An 18538-nucleotide genomic window follows, 5' to 3' on the forward strand; every position below is an offset into this window, starting at 1 on the left:
GCTTGAGAACAAGGCAGAATTTTTCGATAAGTAGTTATTCTACAATCAAAAATTCTAACGAAGTTATCGAGCTTTTTAACAAGCTAGGGTGATCAGTTATTTACTACGATTGGTATCACATGCAAGTTATTTAACGATGGCTTGTGTTGATGTGGTGCTTTGCGGGAACGAAGCGTCACATTGAATTCAGTCGTGATTGCAAAATCGTTCGTTGATACCAACAACGACTGAATACATCGGGAATAAGTCAAACCGAGTAACTCATTGCGAGTTGCTCGGTTTTTTTATGCGTGTAGGAAACAGAATAGAACGTTTCAACAAACGAAAAGCCTACTCACTGAGTAGGCTTTGGTCCTAACTAACCGTCTATTTGACGTTGTTTTTATTATTTAGATAAGGGCTTTTCTTGCTTTGGCTGCCACCCATTCGGAGAAGATGACCGTCACTAGAATCGCACAGAAAATCACAGTCACTTGAGGCCATGCCAGCATCGCCATCGATTCTTGTAATTTCAAGCCGATACCGCCAGCGCCGACCAAGCCTAAAACCGTAGACTCACGAATATTGATATCCCAACGGAACAAGCTCGTGCCGATGAAGCTTGGCATCACCTGCGGAAGAATGCCGTAGTTCAATACCTGCAGCGGAGAAGCTCCAGTCGATTGGATTGCAGACATCTGTGTTGCATTCACTTCTTCAATCGCTTCGTACATTAACTTCGCCACGAAGCCAATTGAACGTAGCGCTATCGCAATGATACATCCCTAACAGTGTGCCAAGTGTCGCGATGTTAATGGTGTCCCACAACGGGCTCCAAAGTGAATCTAAGTAGCTCCATCTCGGCGGCCACATACGTGAAGATATATCAGCAAGTTGATTCGGTGAGTGAGTCACAAAGTACCAAATCGTATCTTTGTTCATGACTTGCCATGCGAATACTGTCAAAGCAACAAAGCAAAGCCAGCCTAGCCAAAGCATGAGGCTCTGTTTACTGTCGTAACGCTGCCATTGGGTACGATTGATGGCGCTTGTCGGTGTTTCATTTAGCGTGCTCACTGGTCGTTCCTTACTGCACATGCTTACGGATGATGGTTGAAAGGTATTCACACAACATCACAATCACGATAATAATCAATAGAATAGCGGCTGCTGCGCTGTATTCGTAACGGTCCATTGCTGTGTTTAACGTTGCGCCGATACCACCTGCGCCAACAATGCCAATCACGGCTGACTCACGAAAGTTGATGTCGAGTCGGTACATCGAAAGTCCGATGAAGCGCGGCATTACCTGCGCTTGAATCGCGTAATTGACCTGTTGTAACCAACTCGCGCCCGTTGCGCGCATTGCGGTGAGTGGTGCTGGGTCAATGGCTTCAATTTCATCAGCAAACAGTTTTGCGAGAAAGCCGATGGTGGCGAAGGTGAGCGTGACAAAGCCCGCAAACGTACCAAAGCCAAATAGAGCAACACACAGAATCGCTACGATGATTTCTTGTAAGCTACGCGCAACCGAAATAAACGCACGACAGAATAAGTAAACAGGCGTAGGGGCAAGGTTTTTCGCTGCGCCTAATCCGAATGGGATTGAAAGAAGGACACCCGCCACGGTCGATGTGAGGGTCATGGTTAAACTTTCAATCAAACCTTGTGAGATGTTGTTCCATCGGCCACCAAAATCTGGGTTCATGAAAGCCAAAATGAACTGCCAGCCGCGTTCGCTGCCTTCGTAAATTCGAGTCCAGTTGACGTGTACCGATTGAGTCGCAAAGTACAAGTAAACCGCGACAATGATGATTAAGCTCCAGCGTAGCCATGGGCTAGAAATCAGTGGCGGCTTTGTCCACTGTGTCGGGTATTGTTTGGAATTTAAATGTTGTTGTGCTGACTTTAAATGCTGATGAGCTCATCGGCCTCTTCTTCTGCTTGTTGACTCCAGTCTTCTTCACCGTAGATTTGCGTTAAAACATCTTCAGTGAGCAGGTTTGGTTTGTCATCAAATACGACACAACCTGCATTTAATCCGACCACACGGTCAACAAACTGCTTTGCTAATTGAACATCGTGAATATTGATGATGGCAGGGAGCTGTTGCTCTGAACAAATCTCACTGATCAGTCGCATGATTTGGCGCGCTGTACGTGGATCAAGTGCGGCCGTTGGTTCATCAATCAACAGTAATTTCGGTTTCTGAGCAAGTGCACGTGCAATACCAACACGTTGACGCTGACCACCCGACAGAGCATCGGCCCTTTTATTGGCGTGTTCTAACAACCCAACACGGTCGAGTAGCGCATAAGCGGCTTGGATATCCGATTCAGGGAAACGACGAGTAAAGCTCTGCCAGAAGTTCACGTAACCCAAACGCCCTGAAAGTACGTTTTCCATCACCGTTAAACGCTCAATCAGCGCGTACTCTTGGAAAATCATCCCGATTTCACGGCGTGATTGTCTCAGTTGTCGCTTAGACAGCGTTTCTAGATTGGTATTGGAAAAGATCACTTCGCCGCTGGTGGGCTCGGTGAGCCGATTAATACAACGGATAAGCGTTGATTTACCCGCACCAGATGGACCAATTAAACCAACCACTTCACCGGCATTGACCGACAAGCTAACGTTGGTAAGGGCTTTATCAGAACTGGAGTAGTGCTTGGTAAGCCCTTTAAAGGTAAGAGTAGACATAGAATTCCTATAAGAGCGGTGTACTAAGAGTTCGCCTGAGACAGGCATGGAAAGTAAACCGGAAAGAGTGGTGAATAACTGCAGGCGATTACACCTGCAGTTAGTTTTATCGGTGTGTGATTGGCTTTTTAGTTCGGTTGAACTTAGCTACACGTGTAAGAGACTTTATTGGCTGTATCGATAGTGCGGATCACTTCCCAGTGCTCTTGGTAAGTGATCGGAACGAACTTCGCTTCACCGTTACGCTCAAATTCTTCTTGAAGCTTTGTGCCTTCCCAGTCGAAAGTGAAGAACGCTTTTTGAATCATCTCTTGAAGCTCTGGTGTTAGGTTGTGCGCTGTGCCGTAAGCTGTTGTTGGGAAGGTTTGTGACTTGTAGATGCTCTTGATTTGACCTTCTTTCACGACTTCACGTGAAAGCATACGGTTCAATACTGAGTTAGCGACGGCTGCTGCGTCATAATCTTTGTGTGCCACACCCCAAATAGAGTTGTCGTGCGCGCCAGAGAAAGCCGGTTTGAAATCACGTTCAGGTTGAAGCTGGTATTCAGCATCCAGAATCGCAGAAGGGGCTTTGAAACCAGAGTTTGACGTTTGCGATGTGAATGCTAGGTTTTTGCCTTTTAGGTCTTCAACCTTTTCGATGCCTGAACCTGGGTGCGTGATGATTTCCATTTCGTAACCGAAAGAGGCATCTTCAGCCGCCATCATGGTGAATGGAGCAAAGCCAGCACAGTTAACTGCTAGTGGCGTTGAACCTGTGTTGAAACCTGCGATATGCAGACGACCTGAACGCATTGCTTCAATTTGAGCTGCGTTATTTTGAACAGGGAAGAAACGAACCGTTTTTTCCGTTGTTTTTTCAAGGTGGCTCAAAAACTCGCTCCACACATCAGCGTATACTGCTGGATCTTCAACTGGCGTGTAAGCAAAAATTAGCGTGTTTGGATCCACCCATTGTGATTCATCTTGAGGTACATCGGCGACCAAGTTACCAGAGCGGTCTTCGTATCGTGTATCCATTGCTAATGCAGAACCAGAAAAAATCAGCGCAGCAGTAATAGCGCTCTTAAGCGTGAGATTTGTTTTTGTCGGTTTCATTATTTCAGTCCAATTGAGTGATTTTTTGGGAAGGGAGTATAGAAATCGAGGATGACAGAACCGATGCGTTTTGATGACGGATTTATGAATGGTGTAACATAATGTTTCTAGCTGTGTGGAGTTAGATGCTTTATAAGTGTTTGATTCATTGAGTAAATTAATAGAACGCGACTCGTTGCTAATTTACTCAATTGGCGCTAGGTTGAAATCCTGTTATAGTGATCCTTAAATAATACATAAACATAACATATAAAATAAGTGAACTTATGGTTAGCACTTTTAATTCAATCTCGGGCTCGAAGCGCAGCCTGCACGTGCAAGTAGCGCGTGAAATCGCTCGTGGAATCTTGTCTGGTGAACTGCCACAAGGTTCTATTATTCCTGGTGAAATGGCGCTGTGTGAACAGTTTGGTATCAGCCGTACGGCACTTCGGGAAGCAGTTAAACTACTGACTTCTAAAGGCCTGTTAGAGTCCCGCCCGAAAATCGGTACTCGTGTAGTGGATCGCGCATACTGGAACTTTCTTGATCCTCAACTGATTGAATGGATGGATGGTCTAACCGACATAGACCAATTCTGTTCTCAGTTTTTAGGCCTTCGCCGTGCGATTGAACCTGAAGCGTGTGCATTAGCTGCAAAATTTGCGACTGCTGAGCAACGTATCGAGCTTTCAGAGATCTTCCAGAAGATGGTAGAAGTGGATGCTGCTGAAGTATTTGACCAAGAAAGTTGGACAAACATCGACATTCGTTTCCACAGCTTGATCTTCAATGCAACAGGTAACGATTTCTACCTGCCATTCGGCAATATTCTGACGACCATGTTCGTTAACTTCATCGTGCACTCTTCTGAAGAGGGCAGCACATGTATCAATGAACACCGTAGAATCTATGAAGCGATTATGGCTGGCGACAGTGAAAAAGCTCGTACAATGTCAGCGGCTCACTTGCAAGATGCTAACCACCGTTTAGCCACTGCAAGCTAAACACGGTTTTCAACTTCATTTGAACCAGTCAAAAAGGTATGCCAAGTGCATGCCTTTTTTGTTTTTAGAAAGCGTGTTGCACCATGTGTGGCACTGTTTTGGTTCACCCCCGCTTAACTCCTTCTTAAGTCAGTTCCTTCTTGTATACGCCTAGCGGTCGTTCTCTTTACCATCAAAATAAAAATAATATTACGCTCGATATTCGTTTTAGACACTCGAGCTCCCCCCAAATAATTATGCGTCATCCATGATTTTTCATTTTTGTATATTTTTAATCCGCCATCGTTTGAACAGGATATGCCGCTTCAATATGGATTAATTTAAGTTGAATTCTAATGAAATTGTCCACTCTCAATAGATAAAAACACTGGTTTATTGTGTGATAAATGAGGGGGATTTAGCTCAGATTTGGCTTTTATTATTTTTGAGAATTTTATATTTATATGTGTTTGGTTGTATTTGTTAATAAGTGTGCAAAGTCTCGCTTTTTTATAAGTCTTTGATTTTAATGGGTGTGATGTTCCTTGGTCTTGGTTTTTTGAGTTTTCATCTCAAACACCAGTAATTTCCTTAATGGATTGGCCATATTCCATCCTATGTCATATATATAATTAACTTAATCAATCAAAATAAGATCGCCATCACTTATTTGGATTATTGTACTACAAATAAAGTTTGAGATTTCCTATAGTCCTCGTAACAAAATACAACGGACAAAGGATACACGATGGAACTCAACACGATTATTGTCGGCATTTATTTCCTATTCTTGATTGCGATAGGTTGGATGTTTAGAACATTTACAAGTACCACCAGTGACTACTTCCGCGGGGGCGGTAACATGTTGTGGTGGATGGTTGGTGCAACCGCCTTTATGACCCAGTTTAGTGCATGGACATTCACCGGTGCGGCAGGTAAAGCGTATAACGATGGTTTTGCAGTAGCGGTCATCTTCGTAGCCAACGCATTTGGTTACTTCATGAACTTCGCATATTTTGCTCCAAAGTTCCGTCAACTACGTGTAGTAACGGTAATCGAAGCAATTCGTATGCGTTTCGGTGCGACTAACGAACAAGTGTTCACTTGGTCTTCAATGCCAAACAGTGTTGTTTCTGCCGGTGTATGGTTAAACGCACTAGCAATCATCGCTTCTGGTATCTTCGGTTTCGACATGACAGCAACTATCTGGATTACCGGTTTGGTTGTATTGGCAATGTCTGTAACGGGTGGTTCATGGGCGGTAATTGCATCTGACTTTATGCAGATGGTTATCATCATGGCAGTAACCGTGACATGTGCTGTTGTTGCTGTTGTTCAAGGTGGCGGTGTTGGTGAAATCGTGAATAACTTCCCTGTAGCGGAAGGCGGTTCTTTCCTTTCTGGTAACAACATTAACTACTTAAGCATCTTCAGCATTTGGGCATTCTTCATCTTCGTGAAGCAGTTCTCTATTACTAACAACATGCTTAACTCTTACCGTTACCTAGCGGCTAAAGACTCAAAGAACGCGAAGAAAGCGGCGCTACTAGCGTGTGTGCTAATGCTTTGTGGTGTATTTATCTGGTTCATGCCTTCTTGGTACATTGCAGGTCAAGGTGTCGACCTAGCAGCAGCTTACCCAGATGCAGGTAAGAAAGCGGGTGACTTTGCCTACCTATACTTCGTACAAGAGTACATGCCAGCAGGTATGGTTGGCCTTCTAGTTGCGGCGATGTTTGCAGCGACAATGTCTTCAATGGATTCTGGTCTAAACCGTAACTCGGGTATCTTTGTTAAGAACTTCTATGAACCAATCGTTCGTAAAGGTACGGCTAGCGAAAAAGAACTAGTAACGGTTTCTAAGATTACTTCTGCCGTGTTTGGTATTGCTATCATCCTTATTGCACAGTTCATCAACTCGCTTAAAGGTTTGAGCCTGTTCGATACCATGATGTATGTAGGCGCACTGATCGGCTTCCCAATGACAATTCCTGCATTCCTTGGCTTCTTTATTAAGAAGACTCCGGACTGGGCTGGTTGGGGTACGCTAGTGGTTGGTGGTTTTGTTTCTTACTACGTGGGTTTCGTTGTTAACGCTGAAATGGTGTCTTCAATCTTCGGTCTAGAAGAGCTAACAAGCCGTGAATGGTCTGATGTTAAGGTTGCTATCGGTCTGATTGCTCACATTACGCTGACAGGTGGTTTCTTCATCCTATCAACTCTGTTCTACAAGCCATTAACTGAGAAGCGTCAAGCAGACGTTGATAAGTTCTTCGGTAACCTGTCTACTCCATTAGTTGCGGAGTCAGCAGAACAGAAAGTACTGGATAACAAACAGCGTGAAATGCTTGGTAAACTGATTGCGGTAGCGGGTGTCGGTATCATGCTAATGGCTCTACTCACTAACCCAATGTGGGGACGTCTAGTCTTCATACTTTGTGGTGTGATTGTTGGTGGTGTTGGTGTGCTATTGGTTAAAGCGGTCGATGACGGCGGCAAGCAAGCGAAAGCAGTAACTGAAAGCTAATACATAGAAAACGATTATAATAGAATGCGACGACTCGAAAGGGCGTCGCATTTTTTTTGCTCTGCGAAACGGAAAAACGGTCAGGTGGAAGATATCTGACCTAAATCACGAAAACTGTACAAAATGGTTCAATCGAACCGAAATAGATTTAATTGTCCTACAATAAGACGTATATTATTGCTAATTCCTTTCAATCAACTTGAAAAATAAGTGAGTTAGAATGAGCGACCAAAAATCTCTTGATGCAATCAGGAAGATGAAGCTGGAGAATGATACTTCAGCAGGTAATCTTGTAGACCTACTCCCTATCGAAGTACAGAAACGTGACTTCGACCTATCATTCCTAGACAACTTGAGCGAAGCACGTCCACGTCTTCTTGTTCAAGCAGATCAATTAGAAGAATTCAAAGCGAAAGTGAAAGCTGATGAAGCTCACTGCATGTTTGATGATTTCTACAATAACTCGACAGTTAAGTTCCTTGAGACTGCTCCTTTCGAAGAGCCTCAAGCGTACCCAGCTGACACGGTAGGCAAAGCTTCTCTATGGCGTCCTTACTGGCGTCAAATGTACGTTGATTGCCAAATGGCACTAAACGCGACACGTAACCTAGCAATTGCTGGTGTTGTGAAAGAAGACGAAGCGCTAATTGCTAAAGCAAAAGCTTGGACTCTAAAACTGTCTACGTACGATCCAGAAGGCGTGACTTCTCGTGGCTATAACGATGAAGCGGCTTTCCGTGTTATCGCGGCTATGGCTTGGGGTTACGACTGGCTACACGGCTACTTCACAGATGAAGAACGTCAGCAAGTTCAAGATGCTTTGATTGAGCGTCTAGACGAAATCATGCACCACCTGAAAGTGACGGTTGATCTATTGAACAACCCACTGAACAGCCACGGTGTTCGTTCTATCTCTTCTGCTATCATCCCAACGTGTATCGCGCTTTACCACGATCACCCGAAAGCAGGCGAGTACATTGCATACGCACTAGAATACTACGCAGTACACTACCCACCATGGGGCGGTGTAGACGGCGGTTGGGCTGAAGGTCCTGACTACTGGAACACGCAAACTGCATTCCTAGGCGAAGCATTCGACCTATTGAAAGCATACTGTGGCGTAGACATGTTCAACAAAACATTCTACGAAAACACAGGTGATTTCCCGCTTTACTGCATGCCTGTTCACTCTAAGCGCGCGAGCTTCTGTGACCAGTCTTCAATCGGTGATTTCCCAGGTCTAAAACTGGCTTACAACATCAAGCATTACGCAGGTGTTAACCAGAAGCCTGAGTATGTTTGGTACTACAACCAACTGAAAGGCCGTGATACTGAAGCACACACCAAATTCTACAACTTCGGTTGGTGGGACTTCGGTTACGATGATCTTCGCTTTAACTTCCTTTGGGATGCACCTGAAGAGAAAGCACCATCGAATGACCCACTGTTGAAAGTATTCCCAATCACGGGTTGGGCTGCATTCCACAACAAGATGACTGAGCGTGATAACCATATTCACATGGTATTCAAATGTTCTCCGTTTGGCTCAATCAGCCACTCTCACGGTGACCAAAACGCATTCACGTTGCATGCATTCGGTGAAACGCTAGCGTCAATCACTGGCTACTACGGTGGTTTCGGTGTTGATATGCACACGAAATGGCGTCGTCAAACGTTCTCTAAGAACCTTCCACTATTTGGCGGTAAAGGTCAGTACGGCGAGAACAAGAACACGGGCTACGAAAACCACCAAGATCGCTTCTGTATCGAAGCGGGCGGCAACATCTCTGATTTCGACACTGAATCTGATGTGAAGATGGTTGAAGGTGATGCAACGGCATCTTACAAGTACTTCGTTCCTGAAATTGAATCTTACAAGCGTAAGGTCTGGTTTGTTCAAGGTAAAGTATTCGTAATGCAAGACAAGGCAACGCTTTCTGAAGAGAAAGACATGACTTGGCTAATGCACACAACTTTCGCAAACGACGTGGCAGACAAGTCTTTCACTATCCGTGGCGAAGTTGCGCACCTAGACGTAAACTTCATCAACGAGTCTGCTGATAACATCACGTCAGTTAAGAACGTTGAAGGTTTTGGCGAAGTTGACCCATACGAGTTCAAAGATCTTGAAATCCACCGTCACGTTGAAGTGGAATTCAAGCCATCGAAAGAGCACAACATCCTGACGCTTCTTGTTCCTAATAAGAACGAAGGCGAGCAAGTTGAAGTGTCTCACAAGCTTGAAGGCAACACGCTAATGCTAAATGTTGACGGTGAAACAGTTTCAATCGAACTGTAATTCGCTGAAGTAACAGAAGCTAGATACTAAAAACTCCGAGTGAAAGCTCGGAGTTTTTTTGTTTGCAAAGAACAGGCAGTAGCCTACGAGGTGGGAAGAGGTTGCGTTGGTTAGTTAGAGGCTAAGTAGCAAGAGTGCCAGGCTTAGTAAGTGGCGACAAAACTTGGTTTAAAACCCGTGTTCAGTAAACCTTACTAAGGCTAGGGCAGTGACTGTCTTCCAATAATTTGTCAACTACTGACAGTGGGCAGCCTTAATCTTGTCTGAAAAAAGGGACGGCAGGTTAATAATCGTTATTGGAGTGGCTTATTCTCATTAATCGTATGACATTTAGAGTGCATTATTTCATCAATAGGTTATTTTTTGATTGGGATATCGCTCTTGTAAGTACAAAGCGTGACCATATTTTCTCGTAAAGTGAATCCCCGTCACAACTTGCGTCTAAGCATTGAAGGATTACCCTAAAACTATTGCGTAACGGAAAAGACGTCGTTATTATAATGACCATATAATCATACAATACTATATTTGGAGTTTGAACATGACTAAACCTGTAATCGGTTTCATTGGCCTAGGTCTTATGGGCGGCAACATGGTTGAAAACCTACAAAAGCGCGGCTACCACGTAAACGTAATGGATCTAAGCGCTGAAGCTGTTGCTCGCGTTACAGATCGCGGCAATGCGACTGCATTCACTTCTGCTAAAGAACTAGCGGCTGCAAGTGATATCGTTCAGTTTTGTCTTACAACTTCTGCTGTTGTTGAAAAAATCGTTTACGGCGAAGACGGCGTTCTAGCTGGCATCAAAGAAGGCGCAGTATTAGTAGACTTCGGTACTTCTATCCCTGCTTCTACTAAGAAAATCGGCGCAGCTCTAGCTGAAAAAGGCGCGGGCATGATCGACGCACCTCTAGGCCGTACTCCTGCACACGCTAAAGATGGTCTTCTGAACATCATGGCTGCTGGCGACATGGAAACTTTCAACAAAGTTAAACCTGTTCTTGAAGAGCAAGGCGAAAACGTATTCCACCTAGGTGCTCTAGGTTCTGGTCACGTTACTAAGCTTGTAAACAACTTCATGGGTATGACGACTGTTGCGACTATGTCTCAAGCTTTCGCTGTTGCTCAACGCGCTGGTGTTGATGGCCAACAACTGTTTGACATCATGTCTGCAGGTCCATCTAACTCACCATTCATGCAATTCTGTAAGTTCTACGCAGTAGACGGCGAAGAGAAGCTAGGTTTCTCTGTTGCTAACGCTAACAAAGATCTTGGTTACTTCCTTGCTCTTTGTGAAGAGCTAGGTACTGAGTCTCTAATTGCTCAAGGTACTGCAACTAGCCTACAAGCTGCTGTTGACGCAGGAATGGGTAACAACGACGTACCAGTAATCTTCGACTACTTCGCTAAACTAGAGAAGTAATCGACGTACGACCTCGCTAGGGTATTGCCTGTCTTTTTAGGCGGCGATACCTCAGCGAGGTTCGTTTTTATCTGCCATACCCAACCCTTTGTTCCCTCGTTAAACTCTTCTACTTCTACTTCTACTTCCTCAGCTACACCTACTCAAAACTCTGTTCAACTTTGTTACTGCCTCAATTCCTATTTTTGTTTCTATATCTATATCTATTTGTAAATTCAAAGCCTTCTAGCACCAACTCACTCACTTTTCCTCGCAAGCTTAAACCAGTGCACTTAACTGATTGTTGGCGATGGCTTAACACCGCTCGTATATCGGGTCTGAAAAGAAAGTAAAAAAAACCCACACAGCTGGTGACTGTATGGGCATGTTCGGACGAGCCGTCTGGAAAAACAAATGATCAATAGAAAGTGAAAAAACGAATAACGAGATCCCCCGACAGTTTCTACGTTAAACGAGTTCAATGACCTTAAAGCGGCTGCTTCAATTATCACTTTGAACTGAACAAAAGCATCCAGAAAGAACTTAAGTTATGATTCAAATACACCATAACTTAAGGCTTATTGTATTACAAATAAATTTTAAGATTGAATGCCTTGAGTGAATGGTTAGTTGGTAGAAGTGTGAGTTAAGACTCATTTTTGCATACTATTAGGTAGCGTGGGACAGTAAAATCTGGTGATGATAATTATCGACAGAAATATGACTTTTCACTATGAAATTGGACGTTTTACAAATTTATAGTGATTTTATTCAATGAGATGAAAGTCAAAACGCATAAATGATAACTATGTCACAGGGCTATTTTAGCCAGTTTTAATATGTCAAGATTGCTCACAGAAAGTGCAGTAAATTAAACATACAATATTAATTAAATTGATGGTTGTGACGATGGAACGGCATGAACAAGTTTTGCTTCCCGTATCTTCGAATATCTAAAAAATGACCATTTCATTCGGATAAAAATAATAGACATAGGTTGATATGGATTATGAGTTTTATGAATTCAAAATTGTCTCTAGGGTTTAAAGGAAAATTGATTTTAATGGTGGCGATCGTCAGTTCCAGTGCCTTGGCATTTACGAACTGGTTCACGCTTAACTTGGCGACTGATCAAGTAAACCAAACGATTTATAACGAGATTGATCACTCGTTAACGATAGAAATTAATCAAATAGAAAATACCGTTCAGCGCACCATCGATACCGTTAACTCTGTTGCACAAGAGTTCATGAAATCCCCATACCAAGTGCCGAATGAAGCACTCATGCATTATGCTGCAAAGCTGGGTGGCATTGACAAGATTGTGGTGGGTTTTGACGACGGCCGTTCTTATACCTCTCGCCCTTCAGAGTCTTTTCCTAACGGTGTAGGGATAAAAGAAAAATACAATCCAACCGTTCGACCTTGGTATCAACAAGCCAAATTGAAATCAGGCTTATCTTTTAGTGATCTGTTTTTCACTAAGAGTACTCAAGTGCCTATGATCGGTGTGACCTACTCATACCAAGATCGTGTCATCATGGCCGACATACGTTTTGACGATTTGGAAACTCAGCTTAAACAGCTGGACAGTATCTACGAAGCCAAAGGCATTATTATCGACGAGAAAGGGATGGTGGTCGCTTCAACAGTCGAAAACGTACTTCCGCAAAGCAATATATCTTCTGCAGATACTCAGATGAGACTCAATAGTGCCATTGAACAGCCTGACCAATTCATTGAGGGTGTGATTGATGGCAACCAGAGAATTTTGATGGCCAAGAAAGTGGATATTGGCAGCCAGAAAGAATGGTACATGATATCTAGTATCGATCCTGATCTCGCGCTCAATCAGTTGAATGGCGTGATGTCGAGTGCGCGTATCCTTATCGTGGCATGTGTGCTTGGCTCGGTGATATTGATGATTTTACTGCTGAATCGCTTCTACCGCCCAATCGTGTCACTGAGAAAAATCGTCCACGATCTATCTCAAGGTAACGGAGACCTGACTCAAAGGCTTGTTGAGAAGGGGAATGATGACTTAGGGCATATCGCCAAAGACATCAACTTGTTCATCATTGGTCTGCAAGAGATGGTTAAGGACGTCAAATTTAAGAACTCGGATCTCGATACTAAGGTACTGAGTATTCGTGAAGGTTGTAAAGAAACCAGCGATGTACTGAAAGTTCACACTGATGAAACGGTTCAAGTGGTCTCTGCAATTAACGGCTTATCTGAAGCATCAAACGAAGTCGAGAAGAGTTCTCAGTCGGCGGCAGAAGCAGCAAGAGAGGCCGCTGTGTTCAGTGATGAGACGAAACAAATTAACACCGTGACGGAAACCTATATCAGTGATCTTGAGAAGCAAGTCTGCACCACCTCTGATGATATTCGCTCAATGGCGAATGAAACGCAGAGCATCCAGTCTATCGTGTCTGTGATTGGAGGAATTGCGGAACAAACTAATTTGCTGGCATTGAATGCGTCAATTGAAGCGGCGAGAGCGGGTGAGCATGGCCGAGGTTTCGCGGTGGTTGCTGATGAAGTCCGTGCGTTAGCCAACCGAACTCAAATCAGTACTTCTGAAATTGATGAAGCGCTGTCTGGCTTGCAGTCTAAATCAGATGGTTTGGTTAAATCGATTGAGTTGACCAAAAGTAACTGTGAAATGACGCGTGCCCAAGTGGTTCAAGCGGTAAATATGTTGGCCAAGCTAACGGAACAGATGGAAACGGTAAGTCGTTTTAATAACGATATTTCGGGTTCGTCTGTTGAGCAGAACGCCCTTATTCAGAGCATTGCTAAGAACATGCATAAGATTGAAAGCTTTGTTGAGGAGCTTAATAAGCTAAGCCAAGATCAGTTGATTGAATCAGCAGAAATCAAAACACTTAACGGCAGCGTTAGTGACTTGATGAGCAGCTTTAAGGTTTAACTTTTCTAATATTTATATTTAAAAATCAACATACTAAGTTTAGTTGTTGATCTGAGAGCCACTCAATAGCTTGCGAGTTTAGAGTGGCCTTTCTGCGTTTTTCTTGAGTCTAACTCTACGCAATACTCATTCATCCCACTTCATTTGCCGCATCTCACATTCTGATAAATATATAATTGACATAAAATAGTACAAATATACATTGTCACTCTATTCTTATGGATAAGTGAGATAAATGTGAATAAGCCAATCTTCGTCGTAGTACTCGCTTCGCTTACGTATGGCTGCGGTGGAAGCAGCTCCAGTGACACCAATAACCCAGGAATGCCCGCTGGTGTTGTTGCTCCCTATGATATTACCAAGTATCAAAACATCCTCTCCAGTTCTGACCTTCAGGTATCGGATCCTAACGGCACAGAGGGCAACAAAACCTCTGAAGTGAAAGATGGCGATTTCGATGGTTACATCAGTAATTACTTTTACGCAGATGAAGAGACGGAAAACCTAATTTTTAAAATGGCGAACTATAAGATGCGTTCTGAGGTTCGTGAGGGAGAAAACTTCGATATCAATGAAACGGGTGTAAGACGAAGCTTGTATGCGGAAATAAGCTTACCTGATATCGAGCATGCAATGGCGAGTTCACCTGCCGACCATGATGAAGTGACGTTGCTGCAGATACACAATAAGGGGACTGATGAGAGTGGTACGGGTTATATCCCTCATCCGCTATTGCGTGTGGTTTGGGAGCAAGAACGAGATGGCCTCACAGGTCACTACTGGGCAGTCATGAAAAACAATGCCATTGATTGTAGCAGCGCTGCTGACTCTTCGGATTGTTATGCCACGTCATACAATCGCTACGATTTAGGTGAGGCGGAATTGGACAGTTTTACCAAATTTGATCTTTCTGTTTATGAGAACACACTGTCGCTCAAAGTGAATGATGAAGTAAAAGTGAATCAAGACATCGCTTACTGGCAGCATTTATTGAGCTACTTCAAAGCGGGTATCTATAACCAATTTGAGAATGGTGAAGCGATTGCTTACTATCAGGCGTTGAGATACACCACGACTCAAATCGATGGATCAAACGATTGGGACATTAATGATTGGAAGCTGACTATTCCACCGAGTAAGAATGATTGGTATGGAAGCGGTGGTGACAGTGCTGCTGAGTTAGAACCAGAACGTTGTGAATCGAGTAAAGATCTTCTTTCAAATGAAAGTGATGTCTACGACAGCGATATTGGTCTTTCTTATTTCAATACCGATGAAGGAAGAATGCACTTTAGAGCTGATATGGGTTATGGCACTAGTACACAAAACTCTAACTATATTCGCTCTGAGCTAAGGGAGTTGTATCAAAGCAGTACTCAACCGGACTGCAGCACCAGCGATGAAGATACAAGTTGGTATTTGAACGATACACGAACCAATAAAACCAACCATCAGCTCACCGCAACTTTGCGAGTTGAAGATTACCCGAACATCAACAATCAAGATCCAAAAGTGGTACTTGGACAAATCCATGGTTGGAAGATCAATCAAGCATTGGTGAAACTATTATGGGAAGGAGAGAGTAAGCCAGTAAGAGTGATACTGAACTCTGATTTTGAGCGCAACAACCAAGACTGTAATCATTGTGACCCGTTCAGTGTCGAGTTAGGTACTTATTCGGCAAGCGAAGAGTGGCGATATACGATTCGTGCCAATCAAGACGGTATCTACTTGGCGACTCATGATTTAGATGGAACCAACACCATTTCTCATTTAATCCCTTGGGGACAAGATTACACAGATAAAGATGGGGACACGGTTTCGTTAACATCAGATTGGACATCGACAGACATCGCTTTCTATTTCAAAGCGGGCATCTACCCACAATTTAAGCCTGATAGCGACTATGCGGGTGAAGTGTTTGATGTGAGCTTTAGTTCTCTTAGAGCTGAACATTATTGAATTAGCTAACGTTTGAGTAACAACAATGACTGCTTTAAAGACCATATTGATTCCTAACAATGTGGTCTTTTTTTAACTGCTGCGACACTGGTGAATGAGATGTTCTGAACGATAAATGCTCTGCTCGAGTGATGCACATTCTCACCATTACCGCTCGGATTTTTCGCCCTTGATAGCCCATTTCGCATTCTAAATTTTCATATGTTGTCTTTTATCAATAGGAAGTGTGATCCAGTTAAAGTATGGAAAAAGCGAAAAGTGTTCCCAGTCTCATTTATTCAACGAAGTGTTTTATTTGTATTATAAGATTACGTAATATTTTTGTGTTATCGCAAATACTGAGAGAGAAAACGCCTTATAGCTCGTGTTTGCCAATTTATCTTTCACTTACGAACGCTGTCTTTGTATTATAATAATGGATTAGATATGAAACAAATTACTCTAAAAACCTTACTCGCTTCTTCTATTTTACTTGCAGTTGGTTGTGCGAGCACGAGCACACCGACTGTTGATTTCCCAAATAACAAAGAAACTGGTGAAGCGCTTCTGACGCCAGTTGCTGTTGCCGCTAGTAGCCATGATGGTAACGGACCTGATCGTCTCATTGACCAAGACCTAACAACACGTTGGTCATCTGCGGGTGACGGTGAGTGGGCAACACTAGACTATGGTTCAGTACAAGAATTTGATGCGGTTCAAGCATCTTTCAGCAAAGGTAACGAGCGCCAGTCTAAATTTGATATTCAAGTAAGTGTCGATGGCGAAAACTGGACAACCGTACTTGAAAACCAACTGAGCTCAGGTAAAGCGATCGGCCTAGAGCGTTTCCAATTCGAGCCAGCAGTGCAAGCGCGCTACGTAAGATACGTTGGTCACGGTAACACCAAAAATGGTTGGAACAGTGTGACAGGGTTAGCTGCGGTTAACTGTAACATTAACGCTTGTCCTGCTAGCCATATCATCACTTCAGACGTAGTAGCTGCAGAAGCGGCAATGATCGCTGAAATGAAAGCAGTGGAAAAAGCACGTAAAGATGCGCGCAAAGATCTTCGTTCAGGTAACTTTGGTGTAGCAGCGGTTTACCCTTGTGAGACCTCAGTTGAATGTGACACACGCAGTGCACTGCCAGTTCCGACAGGTCTGCCAGCGACACCAGTTGCAGGTAACGCGCCAAGCGAAAACTTTGACATGACGCATTGGTACCTATCTCAACCATTCGACCATGACAAAAACGGTAAGCCTGATGATGTTTCTGAGTGGAACCTTGCAAACGGTTACCAACACCCAGAGATCTTCTACACAGCTGACGATGGTGGTCTAGTCTTCAAGTCTTACGTGAAAGGTGTTCGTACCTCTAAAAATACTAAGTATGCGCGTACTGAGCTTCGCGAAATGATGCGCCGTGGTGACCAGTCTATTAGCACTAAAGGTGTTAACAAGAACAACTGGGTATTCTCAAGCGCACCTGAGTCTGACTTAGAAGCTGCTGCTGGTATTGATGGCGTTTTAGAAGCAACGTTGAAAATCGATCACGCAACAACGACAGGTAATGCGAACGAAGTAGGCCGCTTTATCATTGGTCAGATTCACGATCAAAACGATGAACCAATTCGTTTGTACTACCGTAAACTGCCAAACCAAGCAACGGGTGCGGTTTACTTCGCACACGAAAGCCAAGATGCAACTAAAGAGGACTTCTACCCTCTAGTGGGCGACATGACGGCTGAAGTGGGTGACGATGGTATCGCACTTGGCGAAGTGTTCAGCTACCGTATTGACGTTAAAGGCAACACGATGACTGTAACGTTAATGCGTGAAGGCAAAGACGACGTTGTACAAGTGGTTGATATGAGCAACAGCGGTTACGACGTAGGCGGCAAGTACATGTACTTCAAAGCAGGTGTTTACAACCAAAACATCAGCGGCGATCTAGACGATTACTCACAAGCGACTTTCTACCAGCTAGACGTATCGCACGATCAATACCAAAAGTAATCTGATCGAATAACACTTAATATTTAAGTTATCGCAATAGCCTCCAGCCTCAGGGTTTGGAGGCTTTTTTGTGCCTGCTGTTTAGGTAGAGGAAATATTAGGCCGTTAAATAGATCAAGTAGAGGGCTAGTGGTTGGCCTTGGTGCTCAGTTCTAAATTTGCCTCCCTATCCTTTGCTCAATCTTCAATACAGCTTCCCATTCGCCTCACGTGCCTATCTTAGTAAATAGCGGTTACATGCAATGATACTGGGAACGATAAGCTTAGGTCGCTCGTACGAGCTTGTATTTACACATGAAGTATTCTCAACCACTCATGGCTAGGTGTTTAAGGTTGGTTTTTAGAACGTGATTAATCCTAACCCTATGTAAACAGGTTAGTTTTCTTGGTTTCGATGTAGGGAGGAGTTTGCAGTTGCAACAGGATTATACAGAGCCATTTCTAGCCTTGGTTAAAAGTGACATGTACCAAAGCAACATAAATACTTGATGACATTGAGAAGTCAACGCGGCGATTGATGAGCTTTCGAGGTTTGAATTTGTCATGAATTGGCAAGTCTCTTAAAGGAGAGTGTCAGTGGGCTATTTGCGAGTTAGTTTTGCCAAATGAATGATTTAGTGAAGTTGAATGGAAATAAAAATGCCGTCACTAAGACTAATGCCGATCAGTTAAAG

The 18538-nt window shown here is 43.6% G+C and carries 10 protein-coding genes and 1 pseudogene; 7 read left to right on the plus strand and 4 right to left on the minus strand.

Going from position 1 to position 18538, the window contains the following annotated elements; all coding sequences use genetic code 11:
• Positions 1-389: 389 nt before the first annotated feature.
• The 4 genes and pseudogenes from AB4209_RS21485 to phnD all read right to left on the minus strand — a co-directional run bounded on the left by AB4209_RS21485 (position 390) and on the right by phnD (position 3779).
• Positions 390-1056, minus strand: a pseudogene (locus tag AB4209_RS21485) (PhnE/PtxC family ABC transporter permease).
• A gap of 10 nt (positions 1057-1066) precedes the next feature.
• Complete coding sequence (gene phnE / locus AB4209_RS21490) at positions 1067-1828, minus strand: phosphonate ABC transporter, permease protein PhnE (RefSeq protein WP_372057317.1); 762 nt, start codon at positions 1826-1828, stop codon at positions 1067-1069.
• 59 nt (positions 1829-1887) lie between these two features.
• Positions 1888-2679, minus strand: a complete 792-nt coding sequence (gene phnC / locus AB4209_RS21495; protein ID WP_372057309.1) for a phosphonate ABC transporter ATP-binding protein — start codon at positions 2677-2679, stop codon at positions 1888-1890.
• A 143-nt stretch (positions 2680-2822) separates the two neighbouring features.
• Entirely contained in the window at positions 2823-3779 is a 957-nt protein-coding gene (phnD, locus tag AB4209_RS21500; protein WP_372057311.1) for a phosphate/phosphite/phosphonate ABC transporter substrate-binding protein, read from the minus strand.
• A 266-nt stretch (positions 3780-4045) separates the two neighbouring features.
• Here phnD and AB4209_RS21505 point away from each other — a divergent pair, with 266 nt between their 5' ends.
• The 7 genes from AB4209_RS21505 (at position 4046) to AB4209_RS21535 (ending at position 17864) form a co-directional block, all read left to right on the plus strand.
• On the plus strand, positions 4046-4765 hold the full coding sequence (locus tag AB4209_RS21505; protein ID WP_017069949.1) for a FadR/GntR family transcriptional regulator: 720 nt from the start codon (positions 4046-4048) through the stop codon (positions 4763-4765).
• A gap of 727 nt (positions 4766-5492) precedes the next feature.
• Positions 5493-7271, plus strand: a complete 1779-nt coding sequence (locus AB4209_RS21510; protein WP_102332117.1) for a sodium:solute symporter family transporter — start codon at positions 5493-5495, stop codon at positions 7269-7271.
• A gap of 220 nt (positions 7272-7491) precedes the next feature.
• The gene (locus AB4209_RS21515; RefSeq protein ID WP_017061476.1) at positions 7492-9570 is read left to right on the plus strand and encodes a DUF4962 domain-containing protein; all 2079 of its coding nucleotides are present in this window, start codon (positions 7492-7494) and stop codon (positions 9568-9570) included.
• Between the two features lie 541 nt (positions 9571-10111).
• The gene (locus AB4209_RS21520; RefSeq protein WP_004733521.1) at positions 10112-10993 is read left to right on the plus strand and encodes an NAD(P)-dependent oxidoreductase; all 882 of its coding nucleotides are present in this window, start codon (positions 10112-10114) and stop codon (positions 10991-10993) included.
• A 1042-nt stretch (positions 10994-12035) separates the two neighbouring features.
• The gene (locus tag AB4209_RS21525; RefSeq protein WP_372057318.1) at positions 12036-13907 is read left to right on the plus strand and encodes a methyl-accepting chemotaxis protein; all 1872 of its coding nucleotides are present in this window, start codon (positions 12036-12038) and stop codon (positions 13905-13907) included.
• A 237-nt stretch (positions 13908-14144) separates the two neighbouring features.
• Entirely contained in the window at positions 14145-15869 is a 1725-nt protein-coding gene (locus tag AB4209_RS21530) for a polysaccharide lyase family 7 protein (RefSeq protein WP_372057313.1), read from the plus strand.
• Between the two features lie 426 nt (positions 15870-16295).
• Positions 16296-17864 carry a polysaccharide lyase family 7 protein gene (locus AB4209_RS21535; RefSeq protein WP_102332120.1) on the plus strand — a complete coding sequence of 523 codons (1569 nt, stop codon included), beginning with the start codon at positions 16296-16298 and terminating at the stop codon, positions 17862-17864.
• Positions 17865-18538 lie beyond the last annotated feature (674 nt).

Source organism: Vibrio sp. 10N.286.48.C11, assembly GCF_041469805.1.
GTDB lineage: Bacteria > Pseudomonadota > Gammaproteobacteria > Enterobacterales > Vibrionaceae > Vibrio > Vibrio crassostreae_C.

Excerpts from the sequence above, each read along its gene's own strand:
- AB4209_RS21525 (WP_372057318.1), top strand. The coding sequence starts at position 12,036 with ATGGTGGCGATCGTCAGTTCCAGTGCCTTGGCATTTACGAACTGGTTC.
- AB4209_RS21510 (WP_102332117.1), top strand. The coding sequence starts at position 5,493 with ATGGAACTCAACACGATTATTGTCGGCATTTATTTCCTATTCTTGATT.
- AB4209_RS21515 (WP_017061476.1), top strand. The coding sequence starts at position 7,492 with ATGAGCGACCAAAAATCTCTTGATGCAATCAGGAAGATGAAGCTGGAG.
- phnC (WP_372057309.1), bottom strand. The coding sequence starts at position 2,679 with ATGTCTACTCTTACCTTTAAAGGGCTTACCAAGCACTACTCCAGTTCT.
- AB4209_RS21535 (WP_102332120.1), top strand. The coding sequence starts at position 16,296 with ATGAAACAAATTACTCTAAAAACCTTACTCGCTTCTTCTATTTTACTT.
- AB4209_RS21505 (WP_017069949.1), top strand. The coding sequence starts at position 4,046 with ATGGTTAGCACTTTTAATTCAATCTCGGGCTCGAAGCGCAGCCTGCAC.
- phnD (WP_372057311.1), bottom strand. The coding sequence starts at position 3,779 with ATGAAACCGACAAAAACAAATCTCACGCTTAAGAGCGCTATTACTGCT.
- AB4209_RS21520 (WP_004733521.1), top strand. The coding sequence starts at position 10,112 with ATGACTAAACCTGTAATCGGTTTCATTGGCCTAGGTCTTATGGGCGGC.